Source organism: Bradyrhizobium prioriisuperbiae (genome assembly GCF_032397745.1).
In the GTDB taxonomy this organism is placed as follows: domain Bacteria; phylum Pseudomonadota; class Alphaproteobacteria; order Rhizobiales; family Xanthobacteraceae; genus Bradyrhizobium_A; species Bradyrhizobium_A prioriisuperbiae.
The window spans coordinates 4,730,905-4,746,645 of sequence record NZ_CP135921.1 but is presented as its reverse complement, the minus strand read 5'-3'; the positions used below and the strand labels follow the sequence as shown (position 1 = coordinate 4,746,645).

The 15,741-nt window shown below is 64.3% G+C and carries 15 protein-coding genes; 7 read left to right on the top strand and 8 right to left on the bottom strand.

Annotation, left to right across the window (positions count from 1 at the left end; all coding sequences use genetic code 11):
* Window positions 1-68 precede the first annotated feature (68 nt).
* The 4 genes from RS897_RS22355 (at window position 69) to RS897_RS22340 (ending at window position 1,368) form a co-directional block, all read left to right on the top strand.
* Entirely contained in the window at window positions 69-326 is a 258-nt protein-coding gene (locus RS897_RS22355) for a hypothetical protein (RefSeq protein WP_315830901.1), read from the top strand.
* Window positions 327-376: 50 nt separating this feature from the next.
* Window positions 377-574, top strand: a complete 198-nt coding sequence (locus tag RS897_RS22350) for a hypothetical protein (protein ID WP_315830900.1) — start codon at window positions 377-379, stop codon at window positions 572-574.
* Between the two features lie 85 nt (window positions 575-659).
* Window positions 660-824, top strand: coding sequence for a hypothetical protein (locus RS897_RS22345; RefSeq protein WP_315830899.1), 165 nt, complete (start codon window positions 660-662; stop codon window positions 822-824).
* Window positions 825-984: 160 nt separating this feature from the next.
* Window positions 985-1,368: a hypothetical protein gene (locus RS897_RS22340; RefSeq protein WP_315830898.1), complete on the top strand. Its 384-nt coding sequence runs from the start codon at window positions 985-987 to the stop codon at window positions 1,366-1,368.
* A 3-nt stretch (window positions 1,369-1,371) separates the two neighbouring features.
* On the opposite strand, the gene RS897_RS22335 is transcribed toward RS897_RS22340, so the two are convergent.
* From RS897_RS22335 to RS897_RS22310, 6 genes are all read right to left on the bottom strand, one after another.
* Window positions 1,372-1,710: a hypothetical protein gene (locus RS897_RS22335; protein ID WP_315830897.1), complete on the bottom strand. Its 339-nt coding sequence runs from the start codon at window positions 1,708-1,710 to the stop codon at window positions 1,372-1,374.
* Between the two features lie 48 nt (window positions 1,711-1,758).
* Window positions 1,759-4,923, bottom strand: a complete 3,165-nt coding sequence (locus RS897_RS22330) for an efflux RND transporter permease subunit (protein WP_315830896.1) — start codon at window positions 4,921-4,923, stop codon at window positions 1,759-1,761.
* On the bottom strand, window positions 4,920-6,206 hold the full coding sequence (locus RS897_RS22325; RefSeq protein WP_407654282.1) for an efflux RND transporter periplasmic adaptor subunit: 1,287 nt from the start codon (window positions 6,204-6,206) through the stop codon (window positions 4,920-4,922). The genes RS897_RS22330 and RS897_RS22325 overlap by 4 nt, the downstream gene beginning before the upstream one ends.
* Window positions 6,207-6,663: 457 nt before the next feature.
* Window positions 6,664-7,875: a cytochrome P450 gene (locus RS897_RS22320; RefSeq protein WP_315830895.1), complete on the bottom strand. Its 1,212-nt coding sequence runs from the start codon at window positions 7,873-7,875 to the stop codon at window positions 6,664-6,666.
* Window positions 7,876-7,951: 76 nt separating this feature from the next.
* Window positions 7,952-8,626, bottom strand: coding sequence for a TetR/AcrR family transcriptional regulator (locus tag RS897_RS22315; RefSeq protein ID WP_315830894.1), 675 nt, complete (start codon window positions 8,624-8,626; stop codon window positions 7,952-7,954).
* Between the two features lie 116 nt (window positions 8,627-8,742).
* Window positions 8,743-9,816: a tartrate dehydrogenase gene (locus RS897_RS22310; protein ID WP_315830893.1), complete on the bottom strand. Its 1,074-nt coding sequence runs from the start codon at window positions 9,814-9,816 to the stop codon at window positions 8,743-8,745.
* A 309-nt stretch (window positions 9,817-10,125) separates the two neighbouring features.
* Between RS897_RS22310 and RS897_RS22305 the strand changes: the two genes are divergently transcribed.
* The 3 genes from RS897_RS22305 (at window position 10,126) to RS897_RS22295 (ending at window position 14,017) form a co-directional block, all read left to right on the top strand.
* Complete coding sequence (locus RS897_RS22305; protein ID WP_315830892.1) at window positions 10,126-11,037, top strand: LysR family transcriptional regulator; 912 nt, start codon at window positions 10,126-10,128, stop codon at window positions 11,035-11,037.
* A 208-nt stretch (window positions 11,038-11,245) separates the two neighbouring features.
* The gene (locus RS897_RS22300) at window positions 11,246-13,003 is read left to right on the top strand and encodes a serine hydrolase (RefSeq protein ID WP_315830891.1); all 1,758 of its coding nucleotides are present in this window, start codon (window positions 11,246-11,248) and stop codon (window positions 13,001-13,003) included.
* 183 nt (window positions 13,004-13,186) lie between these two features.
* A complete protein-coding gene (locus RS897_RS22295) occupies window positions 13,187-14,017 on the top strand; it encodes a 2-keto-4-pentenoate hydratase (protein WP_315830890.1) in 831 nt (276 codons plus the stop codon).
* Between the two features lie 10 nt (window positions 14,018-14,027).
* On the opposite strand, the gene RS897_RS22290 is transcribed toward RS897_RS22295, so the two are convergent.
* Complete coding sequence (locus RS897_RS22290; protein ID WP_315830889.1) at window positions 14,028-14,870, bottom strand: hypothetical protein; 843 nt, start codon at window positions 14,868-14,870, stop codon at window positions 14,028-14,030.
* Window positions 14,863-15,267 (bottom strand): hypothetical protein, encoded by a 405-nt coding sequence (locus RS897_RS22285; protein WP_315830888.1) that lies wholly within the window; start codon window positions 15,265-15,267, stop codon window positions 14,863-14,865. Before RS897_RS22285 ends, RS897_RS22290 begins: the two co-directional genes overlap by 8 nt.
* Between the last annotated feature and the right edge of the window lie 474 nt (window positions 15,268-15,741).

The window sequence follows — 15,741 nt, the reverse complement described above, 5'->3', positions numbered from 1 at the left end:
GGGATTCGCCCTAAGGGAGGGATGCCAAGTGCAGCGTGAGGACAGCGCGAGTGCAGTGGAGGCATCTCATGACCCACCCCACCCACGACAAGACCACTTTCCGGATCGACCGCCGAACCGACGAACCCTGGATCATCGGCATGTTTGCCGTCTGCGGCCTGATCGCGTCCGCGGTCGTGCTGTTCATGGCCGCCGGCTCCGACGGGGGGAAACTGGTCTCGGAGGCCGTCCAGGCCGAATTCCCGATCGCCCAGTCCTCATCCTCTGCCGCCGGCACAGCGCTTCCCGGTGCCGCGCCGGTGACGCGGCTGGCCGCCGGCCACTAGGCCCCGAGAACATGACGCCGACACGCAACATGGCCACCGGAGTTGGACCCATGAACACCGAACTGAACGCCCCCCGATTGACCGACCAGGCGCTGTTCCTGCCGGCGTTCCTGCTGTTCGCGTCCCTGCTGATCGGGCTCTACCTCGTCACGGCGCCACCCGGCGGCAATGTCGTCCAGGCGATGTTCACGACATCGGCGCCGGTCGCGGGTGGCAGCTGGGTGAAGATGGCGTTGCTTGGTGGCTGAAACATTTTCTTCAAATGCAGGGGATCAAGCAAAGACCTGCCTCGGTACGCGTGAGCCGTCGAACGACAGCGGGAGAGTTGATGTGGTGAGCAACGAACTGGACAAGCAATTGGACGACGACAAAAACCCGCTGACCGACAAGGCGATCTTCTGGCCCGCATTCGCAATTTTCGTGGTGCTGCTGGTCGGCATCTACGTCCTCACGTCGCCGCCGGGCTCGGACGTGCTGCGTGTGCTGTTCGACCCATGAGCACGGAGCATCCAGATTCACTGAATTCGGTTCACGAGGTGCGATGCGCCTTTTGAAAACGGCGAAGTCGGGGATGGCCCCTCGCCTTTGTCGTGCCCGGTCCGCGGGTTGACCTCCAACCGGCGGGCCGGGCAGCTTTTAACGGCTGGTTCAACCTGTGTTGAACCAGCCTCTTTTTTTGCCGATCCGGGCACGACAAGCTCTGATCCCACTGCAATCCAATATTGCGCCACGTCACGACGAAATAACTTTGCAACCATCGCCGATCCCTTGCATTATGCATTTCGACACTCGTGCTCGGCTCGCCACCATGTTCGCTCGTTTCAAGATCCTCCTTGCGAAATGGATCGCTCCTTCGGTGGCGCAACACCACCATGATGGCTGTCCGTTCGACCCGGTTGAATTGGCGCGGCTGATCAAGCGAGGCCGCCGCTCGGATTTTCAGCATATTGCGCGGGTGTTTTCGGTGCAGAACAAGGTGCCGCCGGCCGGACCTCTTGTGCGGCGCGATGACGGACGTTCGCGACTGCCCAGCGGCCGCTGATTTTTATCGCCGCCGACGATCGCCCGAGCCGCTGTCCAGATAGGCATCCACATCGACCAGTTTGACGCAACCACTGCGCGAGCCGGCATGGGAACCGGTGCGCCAGGGATCGTTGTTGATGTGGATCCCCGTCAACTCGCTCACTGCAAAGCACCGCCATTCGCCGCCCGCTGGCAAGACTGTGCTGGATTGCCCGGCATACTGGAATCCGAGCACACTGAAGCCGCCATCCTTGTTGCGACCCAGGCAGTGTGGACTGAAATGTCTGACACGTCGCCGGTACGTCGCTGTCAGACAGCGGTGGTCGAGAACGGCGGAGCGGATCAGGTCATAGGCGTCCATCGCAATCGTCTCTGAGCAAATGCAGCACGCCAGACAACGCCGCAACGCTCAGGGAGTGCCCGCCGGTGGAGTGATCTCCCCGTGAGCTGGCGCCGCCGATCCGCCAAAACGCTCCTTCACCCGCTCGCGCAGTTTCTGGAATGTCACATACAGCATCGGCACCAGGAAGATGCCGATCGAGCTCGCCGCCAGCATGCCGCCGAATACCGCGGTGCCAACCCCGCGCCGGCTGATCTGGGCGGCGCCGGTGGCGATCACCAGCGGCAGCAGGCCGAGGATGAAGGCGATCGAGGTCATCATCACGGCGCGGAACCGGGTCTGGGCGCCGAGGATGGCCGCCTCGTCGATCGCCATGCCGGCCTCGCGCCGCTCCTTGGCGAATTCGACAATCAAAATGCCGTTCTTGGCGGCCAGCGCGATCAGCACCACCAAGCCGATCTGGCCATAGAGATCGAGATTCAGCCCGGCGAGCTTGATGCCCAAATAAGAGCCGAGCACGCCGACCACCACCGACAGCAGCACCGGGATCGGAATCGTCCAGCTTTCATACAGCGCCACCAGGAACAGGTAGGCGAACAGGATCGCCAGCGCGAGAATGATCCCGGTCTGGCCGGACGCCTGTTGCTCCTGATAGGCGGTACCCGTCCATTCGAAGCTGTAGCCCGGCGGCAGAGTTGTGTTGGAGATTTCCGACATCGCGGCGATCGCGCTGCCCGACGATATCCCGGGCGCCGGGCCGCCATTCACGGTGACCGAGCGATAATTGTTGTAGCGGGTGATGACCTGTGGGCCCTGCACGATCTTGAGGCTGGCGATGGAGCGGATCGGCACCATCTGGCCGCCACTGTTGCGCACATAGATCTGCCAGATGGCGGGGATGTCGCCGCGATCGGCCGCCTCGCCCTGCACATTGACCTGCCAGGTGCGGCCGAACAGATTGAAGTTGTTGACGTAGATGCCGCCGAGCGTCGCCTGCAGCGCGGTGAACACGTCGCTCATGTTCAAGCCCAGCGCCTGCGCCTTGGCGCGGTCGATGTCGAGATAGATCGACGGATTGGTGGCGGTGAAGGTGGAGAACACCCGCGTCAGCCTGGGATCACCATTGGCAGCGCCAACGAGCGCGCCCATCACACTGCCCATCGCCGCCGGATCCTGCCCCTCCAGCGCTTCGAGCTGATACTCGAAACCGCCGCTGGTGGAGAGACCGATGATCGGCGGCAAATTGAACGGCAGCACGCTGGCCGCGCGGATCTGCGACCCCGCGCCGAAGGTGCGCCCGATCAGCGCCTGCGCGGATTCCGACGCCGCCTTGCGATCCTCGAACGGCTTCAGCCGCGCCACCATGAAGGCGGCGTTGGGCTCCGACGCGCCGTCCAGCAGCGAGAAGCCGACGATCGACAGCGTGTGGTCGATGCCCGGCATCTGCTTCAGCAGGCCCTCCACCTGCTTGACCACATCGCTGGTGCGCGACACCGAGGCGCCGTCCGGCAACTGCACCGAAATGAAGAACGCGCCCTGGTCTTCTTCGGGCAGGAATCCGGTCGGCGTGATCCGCGACACCCCGAACACGGCAAGCCCGAAGAACGCCACCAGCACCAGCGACAGCGCCGCCATCCGCACCAGCCGGCGCACCCCGCCAGCATATTTATCGCGCACCCAGTCGATGCCGCCGAGCACGCGTCCCATGATGCCGCGCCGCGGCCCGGTGTGGCGCAGGAACACCGCACACAGCGCCGGGGACAGCGTCAGCGCGTTGAGTGCCGAGATCACCATCGCCGCGGAGATCGTCACCGCGAACTGGCGGAACAGCTCGCCGGAGATGCCGGGAATGAAGGCGATCGGCACGAACACCGACAGCAGCACCAGCGTGATCGCGATGATCGGCGCTGTGATCTGCGTCATCGCTTTCTTGGTGGCATCCGCAGGCGAGAGCTCCGGCTCCTCCTCCATCACCCGCTCGACATTCTCCACCACCACAATAGCGTCGTCGACCACGATGCCGATGGCCAGCACCATCGCCAGCAGCGACACCGTGTTGGCGGAATAACCCAGCACCAGCAGCACCGCGAAGGCGCCGATCAGGCTGACCGGCACCGCCACCGCCGGGATCACCGTGGCGCGCAAATTGCCGAGAAACAGAAACACCACGATCACCACCAGGATGAAGGCTTCGCCCAGGGTCTTGACCACTTCGCCGATGGTCTCACGCACGAAGCTCGTGGAATCGTAGACCACGAGATACTTCAGGCCTTCGGGAAACCGCGTCGACAATTTATCCAGTGTGGCCTGCACGGCTTTGGCGGTGCTCACCGCATTGGCGCCGGGGGCGAGATAAATGCCGATGGGAACGCCGGAGCGGCCGTCGATCCGCGATTCGCTGTCGAGGTTCTGCGCGCCGATCTCGACCCGGGCAACGTCGCTGATCCGCAGCACCGAGCCGTCGGGATTGGCGCGCAGCACGATGTTGCCGAACTGCTCGGCGCTGGCGAGCCTGCCCTGCGTCTGCACATTGAGCTGAAATTGCTGCTGGTCGCTGATCGGACGGGCGCCGATGCGGCCGACCGGCGCCTGCACGCTCTGGGCTTTGATGGCATTGACGACGTCGGAGGGCGCAAGATTGAGGCTGGTGAGCCGCTGCGAGTCGAACCAGATCCGCATCGAATAGTTCATCTTGGCGAACAGGTTGGCCTGGCCGACGCCGGGGGTGCGCGAAATCGCGTCGAGCACATTGATGATGGCGTAGTTGGTGATGAACAGCGGATCCTGCGCGCCGCTCTCGCTGTACAGCGTGATGAACTGCAGCACTGCGGAGGATTTTTTCGCCACCGTCAGGCCCTGCAGCTGCACCTCGGAGGGCAGTTGCGACAGCGCGGTCTGCACGCGGTTGTTGACATTGACGGTGTCGATATCCGGATCGGTGCCGAGCGCGAACGACACCGTGAGGCTGTAGCTGCCGTCGTTGCCGCTGGTCGACTTCATGTAGAGCATCTTGTCGACGCCGACGATCTGCGCCTCCAGCGGCTGGGCGACGCTGGATTCCACCACCGAGGCGGAGGCTCCGGGAAATACGCCGGAGACCGTCACCTGCGGCGGCACGATGTCAGGAAATTGCGCCACCGGAATCCGCAGCATCGCCAGCGCCCCGGCGATGGTGATGACAAAGGCGATGACGATGGCAAGGCGCGGACGATCGACAAAGACCGAGGAGATCATTTGCCCGCACCCGCCGCTGCGGGAGCCGCCGCCCCGGAGCCGCCGGCCTTGGCTGCGGGCTTGGCGGCCGGGGGTGTCGTCCCGGCACCGCCACCCTGCGGGGCCGCCGTCATCGAGGATTGCACCTGCGGGCTCGCCGGTCCCGGCGCCACGGGTTGCCCCGCACGCACCCGCTGCAGCCCCTCGACAATCACCTTGTCGCCCTTCGAGATCCCGCTCATGACAGCGGCGACCGTCGACGTCGATTGTCCGAGCTGGATGCGACGCTGCTCGGCCTTGTTGTCGGCGCCGACTACGAACACATAGTCGCCCTGCTGGTCGGACAGCACCGCGGAGCGCGGCACGGCGAGCACCTCGACCGGCTGCACGCCCTCCAGCATCACGGTGACGAATTCAGCGTCGAACAATTCGCGAACCACACCGCCGGTGTTGGCGGTATTGCTGTTGGTGTAGAGCGGCGGATTGGGAATCGTGCCGCGCAGCAGGATGGTATCGGTGTTCTGCGCGATGGTGTTGTTGGCGAAATTGAGCTGGCCGGTCTTGTCGTAGGTGCGCCCGTTCGGCAGCCGCAGCTTGATCACCACCGCGGCGTAGCCCCCGGCCGTGGCATAACGATCGCGCAGGTCGAGGGCTTCGCGCACCGACACCGGAAAGGTGACGTACATCGGATCCTGGCTGACGATGGTGGTGAGCACCCCCGAACTCGGGGTGACCACATTGCCGATGGTCACCGCTGTTCGGCCGATCCGGCCGTTGATCGGCGAGCGGATATCCGTGTAGTTGAGATTGATCTGCGAGGCCTGCACCTGGGCCTGCGCCGCCTGCAGCTGCGCCTCGAGGCTGCGCTGGTTGGCGACCGCGGTGTCGTAGGTCGACTGCTGGCCGGCCGGACCGCTGAGCAGGATGCGCTGCCGCTCGGTGGTCAGCTTGGCATTATCCAGCGTCGCCTGCATCTGCGCGACCTGGGCCTCCTTGGCCGCAAGATCCGCCTGGAACGGCCCGCGCTCCAGCAGATAAAGCGGATCGCCTTCCTTGACGTCGGCGCCTTCCTCGAACAGGCGCTTTTCCATGAAGGCGGTGACGCGGGCGACGATATCGACGCGATTGGTGGCCTCGATGCGGCCGAGATATTCGCTGCTTTCGGTGATCGGCCGCGTGGTGGCCTCGATCACGCCGACCGCGGGAGGGCCGGCCGGCGCGGGCTGGGCATACACGATTGTATTGAGACCGGCGACAATCGCACACGCCATCGGCAGGCTGATCGAAAGCCTCGCAAGGTGCATCCCGCCCCCTCCCTCACTGCGACCAGGACCTTAAGGCTAACACAGGCGTTTTGGTTCCACTACCGCACGATCATTGGCGACGGCAGTGATGACTCCGGACTCGCAGCCGAAACGGAGACATGCATGGGCACGGCCCTCGTCCGACGCATGACTTCCGGCATTTGATTTAATGTCCGCCGGCATGACACCAGCAAGACAGGACAAACACGCATGCAGGCATGGCGCCTCTCAGCAGATCGCCTTCACGATTGCGCGACCGAGGCTGGGATGCCGTTTGTGTGAATGACCCGTAGCCCGGATGAGCGCGCAGCGCGATATCCGGGGCAACCGGTGAGGTCGGTCCCGGGTATCGCTGCGCTCACCCGGGCTACGACGCTGCGTTGCCTTTGAGCCAGTTTTCCAGTTCAGCACGCCGGGCCGGCAAGCGCCCTCGCGCGCGCTTTCGGCCGCAGCGCCCTCACCACCTCACCGGCAGGTTCTTGAGGCCGAACACTTCCGCATCGTAACGGAACGGCAGTTCGGCCACCGGCACCGCGAGCCGCAGCGTCGGGATCCGATCGAACAGCGTGCGCAGCGCCAGCCGCATCTCGACCCGCGCCAGATTGAGACCGATGCACTGATGCACGCCATAGCCGAATGCCAGCTGGCCGCGGCTGTCGCGACGGATATCGAGGTGGTCGGGGCGCTCGAACGCGGCCTCGTCACGGTTGGCGGACCAGACCAGCGGGATCACGCCCTCGCCGGTTCGAATTTTTTGACCGCCGATCTCGGTGTCGGCTACCGCCACCCGCAAACCGTCGGAATCGCCGATGCTGTGGAAACGCAGCAACTCCTCCACCGCGCCGTCGGTCAGCGCATGTTCGGCCCGAAACAGCGCCAGCTGGTCCGGATACTGGAACAGCGTCGCGACGCCGAGCGCGATCATGGTCGCGGTGGTCTCGAACCCCGCCATCATCAGGATGAAGGCGAGCCGCACCAGGTCGTCGTGCGACAGTTCGCCGGTGCGAACCCGCTCCACCACCAGGCGATCGATCAGTCCATCACCGGGAGCTTTTTCCTTCGCCGTCACCAGATCTTCGAAATACGCCATCACCGTGCCGAATGCCGCACCCTTGTCCTCGCTCAGCGAGAACGCCACCGCCACCTTCTCGTGAAAGAACGCCATATCCGCTTCGGGAATGCCGAGCAGATGACAGATGGTCAGCGACGGAATCGGCAGTGCATAGTCTGCAACCAGATCGGCCGAATTGCCACGCGCCAGCATGGCCGCGATCAACCGGTCCGCATCGGCCTGAATATCGGCCTGCAATGCGGCCAGCCGGGACGGCGAGAACTCCGCCGCCAGCATACGACGCAGGCGTGTGTGTTCCGGCGCATCCATCTCGATCAGGAACGGCGTGTGATCGGCGTCCTGCGGCTCCGGAAAACCCGGCTTGCGGGAATCCGAGCTGAGCCTGGGGTCCTTCAGTGCGGTGCGCACATCGACATGGCGCGCCACCAGCCAGGCGGTGCCGCCGCCGGCCAGCATCACCCGTTTCACCGGTTCGCGGGCACGCAGCTGCGCGTAAAACGCCGGTGGCATGAACGGCTGGGTTCGCAGAATCGGCAACGCGAGGGGATCGGTCAGCAGATCGCTCGCGGGCAAATCGGTTGCATGCATGACAGTCATGGCACTCCATCCTGGTCGGAGAATGCCAATTAGGTAACTTAGTGTAGTTTTATATTCAAGGCATAAATATATAAAATTACGTTTTTGGCCGTTTGCCCTTCCGCCCGTAGCTGCCGGTGCCCTGCTCGATCAAATCGAGCGCCCCCTCGAACCAGCGTCGCACCGCCACCGGGCGGGTTCCCGGCGCCCGCGCCAGCAGGGCGCCGCCGACCGCGTCCGAGATCAGCAGTCGATACAGCGCCACGATCTGCGCCGCGACCATGCGCGGGCGCGGATCGTCGGCCGCCGCATCCGTCTCCTGCATCAGGGCTGCGGCGATCGCGATTTCATAACGCTCCCACATCAGCCGCAGGCGGGCATGCAGCGCGGCATTGTCGCCAAGGCTGCGGCGCAGGCCATCGAGCCCGCTGACCAGCGATGGCGCTTGCCGCGGCGATACCAGCGCCTCGATCTGCCTGCGCACCGCGCCGAGCACGCTCTCGCCGGGCGCGCGGTCGCGGATCGCGGCCAGGATCATTTCCTGCAATTCGGTCTCGTCGCCGAACAGCAGGTCTTCCTTGCTGGCAAAGTACGTAAACAGCGTCTTGGCCGAGACATCGGCCGCCGCCGCGACTTCCGCGACGGTGACGTGATCGAAACCGCGCTGCTCGAACAGCCGCGTTGCGGCCTCCACGATGGCGGCACGGGTTTTCTGCTTCTTGCGCTCGCGCAACCCCAGCGGGGGCGCGGCGGTGTCGGATGGATTCGGCATGGCCCGACCGTAGCAGAAAAGGTCGTCGGATGAACAACGTAACCGTGTGAAACATCCGCCCGGTCAGGTGAGACCCGGACGCGCCGGTCACGGCGCGCCCTCTCCCCGCTCGCACCCTATTCGTTCGAGCCCTGGATCGCCGCCACCACGGCGTCGGTGACCTCCTTGGTCGTCGCCTTGCCGCCGACATCGGGGGTGAGAATGCCGGCGCCGGTGACCTGCTCCACCGCGCGCATCAGGCGCGCAGCCGCGTCAGGCTCGCCGAGATGCTCGAGCATCTGCGCCGCGGTCCAGAACGAGGCGACGGGATTGGCGATGCCCTTGCCGGTGATGTCGAACGCCGAGCCATGAATGGGCTCGAACATCGAGGGGAAGCGCCGCTGCGGATCGATGTTGGCGGTGGGCGCCACGCCGAGACTGCCGGCCAGCGCGCCGGCCAGATCCGACAGAATGTCCGCATGCAGGTTGGTGGCGACGATGGTGTCGAGGCTTTTGGGATGCAGCGTCATGCGCACGGTCATGGCGTCGACCAGCATCTTGTCCCAGGTTACGTCGGGAAATTCGCTCGCCACTTCCGCGGCGATTTCGTCCCACATCACCATGCCATGGCGCTGCGCGTTCGACTTGGTCACGACCGTGAGCAGCTTGCGCGGCCGCGCCTGCGCCAGTCGGAAGGCATAGCGCATGATGCGGGTGACCCCGACGCGGGTGAAGATCGAGACTTCCGTGCCGACCTCTTCCGGCAGGCCGCGGTGGGCGCGGCCACCGCTGCCGGCATATTCCCCCTCGGAGTTCTCGCGCACGATCACCCAGTCGAGATCACCCACGCCCACATGGCGCAGCGGCGAGGTGATGCCGGGCAGGATCTTGGTCGGGCGCACATTGGCATACTGGTCGAAGCCCTGGCAGATCGGCAGCCTCAGCCCCCACAGCGTGATGTGATCGGGTACGTCGGGGGCGCCGACGGCGCCGAAATAGATCGCGTCGAAAGCTTTCAACTGCGTCAGTCCGTCTTCCGGCATCATCACGCCATGCGTCTTGTAATAGTCCGAGCCCCAGTCGAAGGTCGTGACCTTGAAGCTGACGTCCCCAAGGCGCTGCTGCAGCGCCACGAGCACGGCAAGACCGGCGTTGATAACCTCCGGTCCGATACCGTCGGCGGGGATCGCGGCGATGGAATATTCACGCATGACAAGCTCCTCATTCATCTGTCACCCTAAGCGAGCCCGCAGGGCCGCATCAATCCGCATGGCATTATACAATTAAATGATATAATCAGGAGTTATATCGGTTATGGCCGGAACCAACTCGGCGCCCCTCACTCAGCGTCATCACCGGGCTTGCCCCGGTGATCCAGCTTAGAACTCCCGTCGGGCGGTGAGTAAGCTGGATTGCCGGGTCAGGCCCGGCAATGACGCAGAGCGAGACGAAATGCACCGGCTTACACAGTCATCAGCATGCAAAGCGAATTGCGGCCAATTGAGTCAGGAGATCGCACGATGGACCTGAACCAGCTGCGCTGCTTTGTCACCACCGCGGACGAGCTGCATTTCGGCCGCGCGGCGCACAGGCTCGATATGCTGCCGGCGGCGCTTGGCCGTCGCATCCGCCTGCTCGAGGAAGATCTCGGCACACGGCTGTTGACCCGCACCACCCGCAGCGTGGCGCTGACCCGCGACGGCGCGGCGCTGCTCGACGAGGCGCGCGACCTGATCGCCCGTGCCGATGCGCTGGCGAAACGGATGCGGACGCGCACCCGCCGGCAGGCCGCGGGGCTGCGCATCGGCGCGATCGACAGCGCCGCCGCCGGCCTGTTGCCGCGGTTGCTGCACGATTTTCGCGCGCGACGCTCCGATGTCTCGGTGCAGCTGCTGGAGGACAAGACGATTCGCCTGCTGCCGCGACTGCTGTCGGGCCGGCTCGACCTCGCGCTGGTCCGGCCGCCGGAGCACCCGGACAAGCGGCTGGAGATCCTGTTCCTGTTTCACGAGACCGCGGTGGTCGCGGTGCCGGAACGGCATCGGCTTGCGAAACGCAGCGCCCTCACGGTTGCCGATCTGGCGGGACAACCGATGATCGTGCCGGAGCGGCGCTCGCGTCCGCACAGCCACGACCTCACCATGACGCTGTTCGCCGAGGCCGGCCTGAAGGCGAATGTGATCCAGCTCGCGGACGAAAAGCAGACCATCGTCAACCTGGTCGCCGCAAGCCTCGGGATCGCGATCGTTCCGCGCTGGACCTCGCGCATGGCGACGCAAGGCGTGCGCTACGTTCCGCTGCGCACCGCCCGGCGCGCCATGAACAAGCTGCCGCTGGCAGCGGCCTGGGTGCGCGGCTCACGCGACCCGCTGCGCGATGAGATGATCGCGCTGCTGCAGGAGCGGTTGACCGCCTACGCACGGCAGCGGTGAGCTCCGACGGCTGAGCTCGCGTGGTTCGTAGCCCGGATGAGCGCGCAGCGCGATATCCGGGAAGTGCTCGGCGATTGATCCCGGGTATCGCTTCGCTCACCCGAGCTACGAGGCCGAGCCCTTGTTTTGTTTGATCCTGAATGCTACGGATTGTAGCACTACAGATCGTCGTCATCGGCCTAAGCCTTTTGCCGCCTGAGGATTCGGAATGACCACGCAGCCCGCCGCGAAACAAACGACCGTCGCCACCATCGTGCCCGAGCTCGATGCCCTCGCCGCGGAGGCGATGGCGGAGTGGAAGGTGCCCGGCATCGCGCTGGCCGTGGTGCAAAATGGCGAGACGACGCTTCTCAAAGCCTACGGCCAGCGCGACGTCGAGGCCGGATTGCCGATGACAACGCAGACCCAGTTCCTGATCTGCTCCATCACCAAGACGTTCACCGCAACGGCTTTGGCGCTGCTGGTCGACGAGGGGCGTCTCGACTGGCGCAAGCCGGTTCGCGATTATATTCCGGAATTCCGGTTGCACGATCCGGTCGCCACCGAGCGTGTGACCGTGCGCGACCTGCTCTGCCATCATTCCGGCCTGCCGCGCCACGACTGGATCTGGATGCCGGGCGGTCTCTCGCGCAAGGAGATGATGCTGGCCATGCGCCATCTCGAACCGGCCAGGGATATCCGCACCACCTTCCAATACAACAATCTCGCCTACAACGTCGCCGGCATCGTCATCGAACGCGTCAGCGGCCTGAGCTTCGAGAACTTCATCCGCAGGCGATTGACCGACAAGCTGCGGATACCGGTCAGCTTCTCGGTCGAAGACCTCGTCGAAGCCGACGACGCCGCCGTCCCCTATCTGATGAACCGCGACGAACGCGTCCGCGCCAAGCTGTTTCCCCTTCCCACGACGGCCGCCGGCGCCATCAACACCTCGATCACGGCCATCGCCAACTGGATGACATTCCTGCTCGCGGAGGGCGAGTTTGCCGGCGAGCGCTTGCTGTCCCCCGCGCTCATCCGCGAGATGCAGGCGCCGCGGGTGTTCGCGGGTGCGCCCGAATTCGCCGAATTCGGTCACTCGCATTATGGTCTTGGCTTCGGCTCGTTCACCTATCGCGGAGAACGCGTGGTGGGGCACGCTGGCGGCTGGATCGGCTGGAACACCCTGCTGCGCCTGCTGCCGGGGCGAAATATCGGGGTCGCGGTGTTCAGCAACCGGGGGGACGGCAATCCGGTGCCCAGCATCCTGATCAACCGGATCTTCGATCATGTCTGCAGCAACGAGCCGGTGCCCTGGCTGGCGCGCCTGCGCGAGATGCGCCGCAAATCCCTGGAGCAGCAAGAGATCGACGAGCAGACGCGGCGGACGGCGCGCAAATCGGACACGCGTCCGAGTCACGGCCTGGCCGATTATGCCGGTGCTTACGAACATTCCGCCTATGGACGGATGGTGATCACACAGACCGGCGATGCGCTGCACTGGGCCTATCGCGGCATGGCCGCCCCCTTGTCGCATCGTCACTACGACACATTCGAGCTGCCGGAGATCATCGGCGAGCTGAACCCGGATCGCCTCGCGATCTCGTTTGGCACCGATCGCGACGGCAACATCGCAAGCCTGTCCGCCCAGCTCGAGGCGCTGGTCACGGATATCGTTTTCACGCGCGCCCCCGCCGGCGCCTGCATGGATCCCGCTTTCCGCACCGCCTGCGTCGGCCGCTACACCCGCGGCGGCGACATCCATGCCGTATCGCAGGAGGCCGACGGCCAGCTCACACTCAAGCTGCCGTTCCAGCCGCTGTACCACCTGCGTCCCTACCAGGACGCGATCTTCAGCATTGTCGAGCTCGACGGCTTTCGCGTGGAATTTCGCCGCGGCCCGTCCGGCATCATCGACGAGCTGGTTTATCATCAGCCGAACGGCACGTTCATCGCCCCGCGCACCGAAGCTGACGACAACTCCTGAGCGAGATCATGAGCGCCGTGCGCTGGTGCGTCCCGCAAGATGCCATCGCGCGTTCGTCAACACGGATGGGCGCAACAATTTTTGTGTCCTTTGTCCGCCTTTTATGTCCGGACCATCTGGGCGAATGCATCAATCGCAGCTAGTCTCCGCGTCCTTGAAACAAGAAACGCAACGGGGAATGCCATGACTGCCGCAGAACGATCAGCCGCCAACACCGATGCGATCGCGCGTGAATTACTTGGCTTGCTGGGCAGTGGACGGCAGGTCACGCCGTTCGCCTCGCGGCCCGGCGGCCTCGATGTGGCGGACGCCTATGCCGTGGTCGCCAAGTTGCGCGACCTGCGCAAGGCGCGGGGCGAGACGCCGGTCGGCCGCAAGATCGGCTTCACCAACCGCAGCATGTGGACAACCTACGGCGTCAACGGGCCTATCTGGAACTACATGTACGACAAGACGGTGCACGATCTGCCCGCGGGCGGCGGCGACTTCGCGCTGGCCGGCCTTGCGCAGCCGCTGATCGAGCCGGAAATCGCGCTGCATCTGGCCCGCGCGCCGCAGAGCGGCATGAACGACGCCGAACTGCTGGGATGCATCGACTGGATCGCCCATGGTTTCGAGGTCGTGCAGTCGGTCTATCCGAACTGGTCGTTCACCGCGACGGATGCGATCGCCGGTTATGGCATGCACGCGGCCTACCTGATTGGTGAACGCCACACCATCACCGACGATCTCGCGCGCTGGGACAAGGCGCTCGGCACATTCACGCTCCAGCTCAAGCGGAATGACGGTCTCAGCCGGGAGGGCCGCGCCCAGAATGTGCTTGATGGTCCCCTGCCGGCGCTGCGTTTTCTGATCGACGAGATCGCCCGCCACCCAGGCAGCGAGCCGCTCGCCGCCGGCGAAATCATCACCACCGGCACACTCACCGATGCGATGCCCATCGCCGCCGGCGAAACCTGGTCGACCACACTCGCCGGCATCGACGTGCAGGGGCTGCGGCTGACGCTTCGCTGAAACAAGACGCTCAGTCGAACGGGATCACCTGGTTGGCGTTCGTGACGATGACGCGGACAGCCGGACATCCGGTTCCGAGATCGCGGGGCACGACCAGCACGCCGGCACGCAGTCCCGACATCTCCGAAAGCTGGATCCATTTCGGCGGCGTGCTCATGTAGCAACTCGACGGCATGCCGGCCTTCTTGAGCACCTCCTCGACGTCGCCGCTCCACGCAATCTGCAACAGCGACGGCTTCTTGAGCGCCTTTTCGGTCGCGTCGTCCTTGTGTGACAGGGTCAGGAACGCGAACAGCGAGAGGCCGATAATCGGCAGTGCATAGCTGGTCGCTCTGACCATCCTGTCGAACTTGAGCCGGAGATGTTCCGTGTTGGTGATCTCGATGACTTCCCGGATTCTCGGCTGCAGTTCCCCCAGCACGCCAGCGGCGTCAGTTCGCTGCTGATCGGATTTTGCCGGATTGTTCACGATCGCGGTCTGATCGAGATACTCACCGTAGAGCGTCTCGATGGTGTCGATTCCAGGCGGATAATGTCCCGCCAACCAGCCGTTCACGATGGTGCGGGCGTCGTCATAATCCTGCGAGAGGGCCATGGTACCGAGCGGCGTCAGCGACGAGGCGACGATGTCGACGGCCGATCGCAGCGGGATCAGGCAAAACAGCGTCAGCAGCAAAAGGCAACAGGCCGCGGCCACCCTCGGCAGCGTGTCCAGGTCGGCGATCTTCGCGATCAGTCCACCGCCGATGACCACGACGACTGTCGCCCCCAGGATGGTGACAATCCACTTCGCCGTATCGCGCAGCGACGCCCGCGCATCCACATAGAGTTTGTTCGTATCGGTGTCAGTCATTGAACGTCCCCTGGCCGACAACGATCGTCAGATGATCGGGAAGCTTCGCCAGGCTGTCATGCAACGATGTCGACTGCAGGTCCGCGATATCGCCGACCGTCGCGAACACGGTGTTGGAACCGCCTGGCAAACTCCCCACTTTGGTACGCAGCGAAGCCGCCAACGACGAGAGATTGTCGAAATGGCCCACCCCATGCGGCTCCTGTCCCATCACAATGAGCGTTCCAATGGGAAGTGGAATGTGTTCGGGAAATTTCTTCTTCGGCGGAGCCGGCGGCTTGGGAGCGGCCGTCACGTCATCGGGGCGCTTTGCCGGTTTTTGTTTCGGCGGTTTGCCGTCGGCCTTGGCTGTCGCGGCCTGAAGCAGGATGAGCTGGGCTGGCATCATGGTCTCCAACAAACGGCGGATGGAGCAACGACGACATCGACGACATCGATGTCGCCGCGAACCGACATCATTTTTTGGGCTTTGCCCGCGCTCCCGGGCGCCCCTCTCCCGCTTCCCGCAGCCCCTTGACGCGTTCGCCAATCGGAAACGGTCGAAACGGAGGAAACTTCAGCTTTGGCTTTGGCGCCGGATCGGCCTGCTTTTTTTGCGGTGACCTGGCGGGCCTTTTTGGTGTCTTGTCAGTCACCTCGCTCACTTGGCCAGCGGCAACGCGCGGCTGTTTTGCCGATGTCAGCTTCTTCGATGTCCGACCGGGTTTGGTGACCATCTCGACCTCTGTTCAAAATGCGCGAGTCAGGTCCGGGAGGCGCGCAGAAAAAATCGCGAGGAATAAAGTCTTTCGGAAATGCCGATAACCTGACATCACAACTTCAGGCTGACAAGATAAAACCATCGCCTCCTGATTGAAGAGACGCCGCTGAT

Excerpts from the sequence above, each read along its gene's own strand:
- RS897_RS22295 (WP_315830890.1), top strand. The coding sequence starts at position 13,187 with ATGACTGCCGCAGAACGATCAGCCGCCAACACCGATGCGATCGCGCGT.
- RS897_RS22330 (WP_315830896.1), bottom strand. The coding sequence starts at position 4,923 with ATGATCTCCTCGGTCTTTGTCGATCGTCCGCGCCTTGCCATCGTCATC.
- RS897_RS22350 (WP_315830900.1), top strand. The coding sequence starts at position 377 with ATGAACACCGAACTGAACGCCCCCCGATTGACCGACCAGGCGCTGTTC.
- RS897_RS22335 (WP_315830897.1), bottom strand. The coding sequence starts at position 1,710 with ATGGACGCCTATGACCTGATCCGCTCCGCCGTTCTCGACCACCGCTGT.
- RS897_RS22315 (WP_315830894.1), bottom strand. The coding sequence starts at position 8,626 with ATGCCGAATCCATCCGACACCGCCGCGCCCCCGCTGGGGTTGCGCGAG.
- RS897_RS22355 (WP_315830901.1), top strand. The coding sequence starts at position 69 with ATGACCCACCCCACCCACGACAAGACCACTTTCCGGATCGACCGCCGA.
- RS897_RS22310 (WP_315830893.1), bottom strand. The coding sequence starts at position 9,816 with ATGCGTGAATATTCCATCGCCGCGATCCCCGCCGACGGTATCGGACCG.
- RS897_RS22300 (WP_315830891.1), top strand. The coding sequence starts at position 11,246 with ATGACCACGCAGCCCGCCGCGAAACAAACGACCGTCGCCACCATCGTG.
- RS897_RS22290 (WP_315830889.1), bottom strand. The coding sequence starts at position 14,870 with ATGACTGACACCGATACGAACAAACTCTATGTGGATGCGCGGGCGTCG.
- RS897_RS22320 (WP_315830895.1), bottom strand. The coding sequence starts at position 7,875 with ATGACTGTCATGCATGCAACCGATTTGCCCGCGAGCGATCTGCTGACC.
- RS897_RS22325 (WP_407654282.1), bottom strand. The coding sequence starts at position 6,206 with ATGCACCTTGCGAGGCTTTCGATCAGCCTGCCGATGGCGTGTGCGATT.
- RS897_RS22305 (WP_315830892.1), top strand. The coding sequence starts at position 10,126 with ATGGACCTGAACCAGCTGCGCTGCTTTGTCACCACCGCGGACGAGCTG.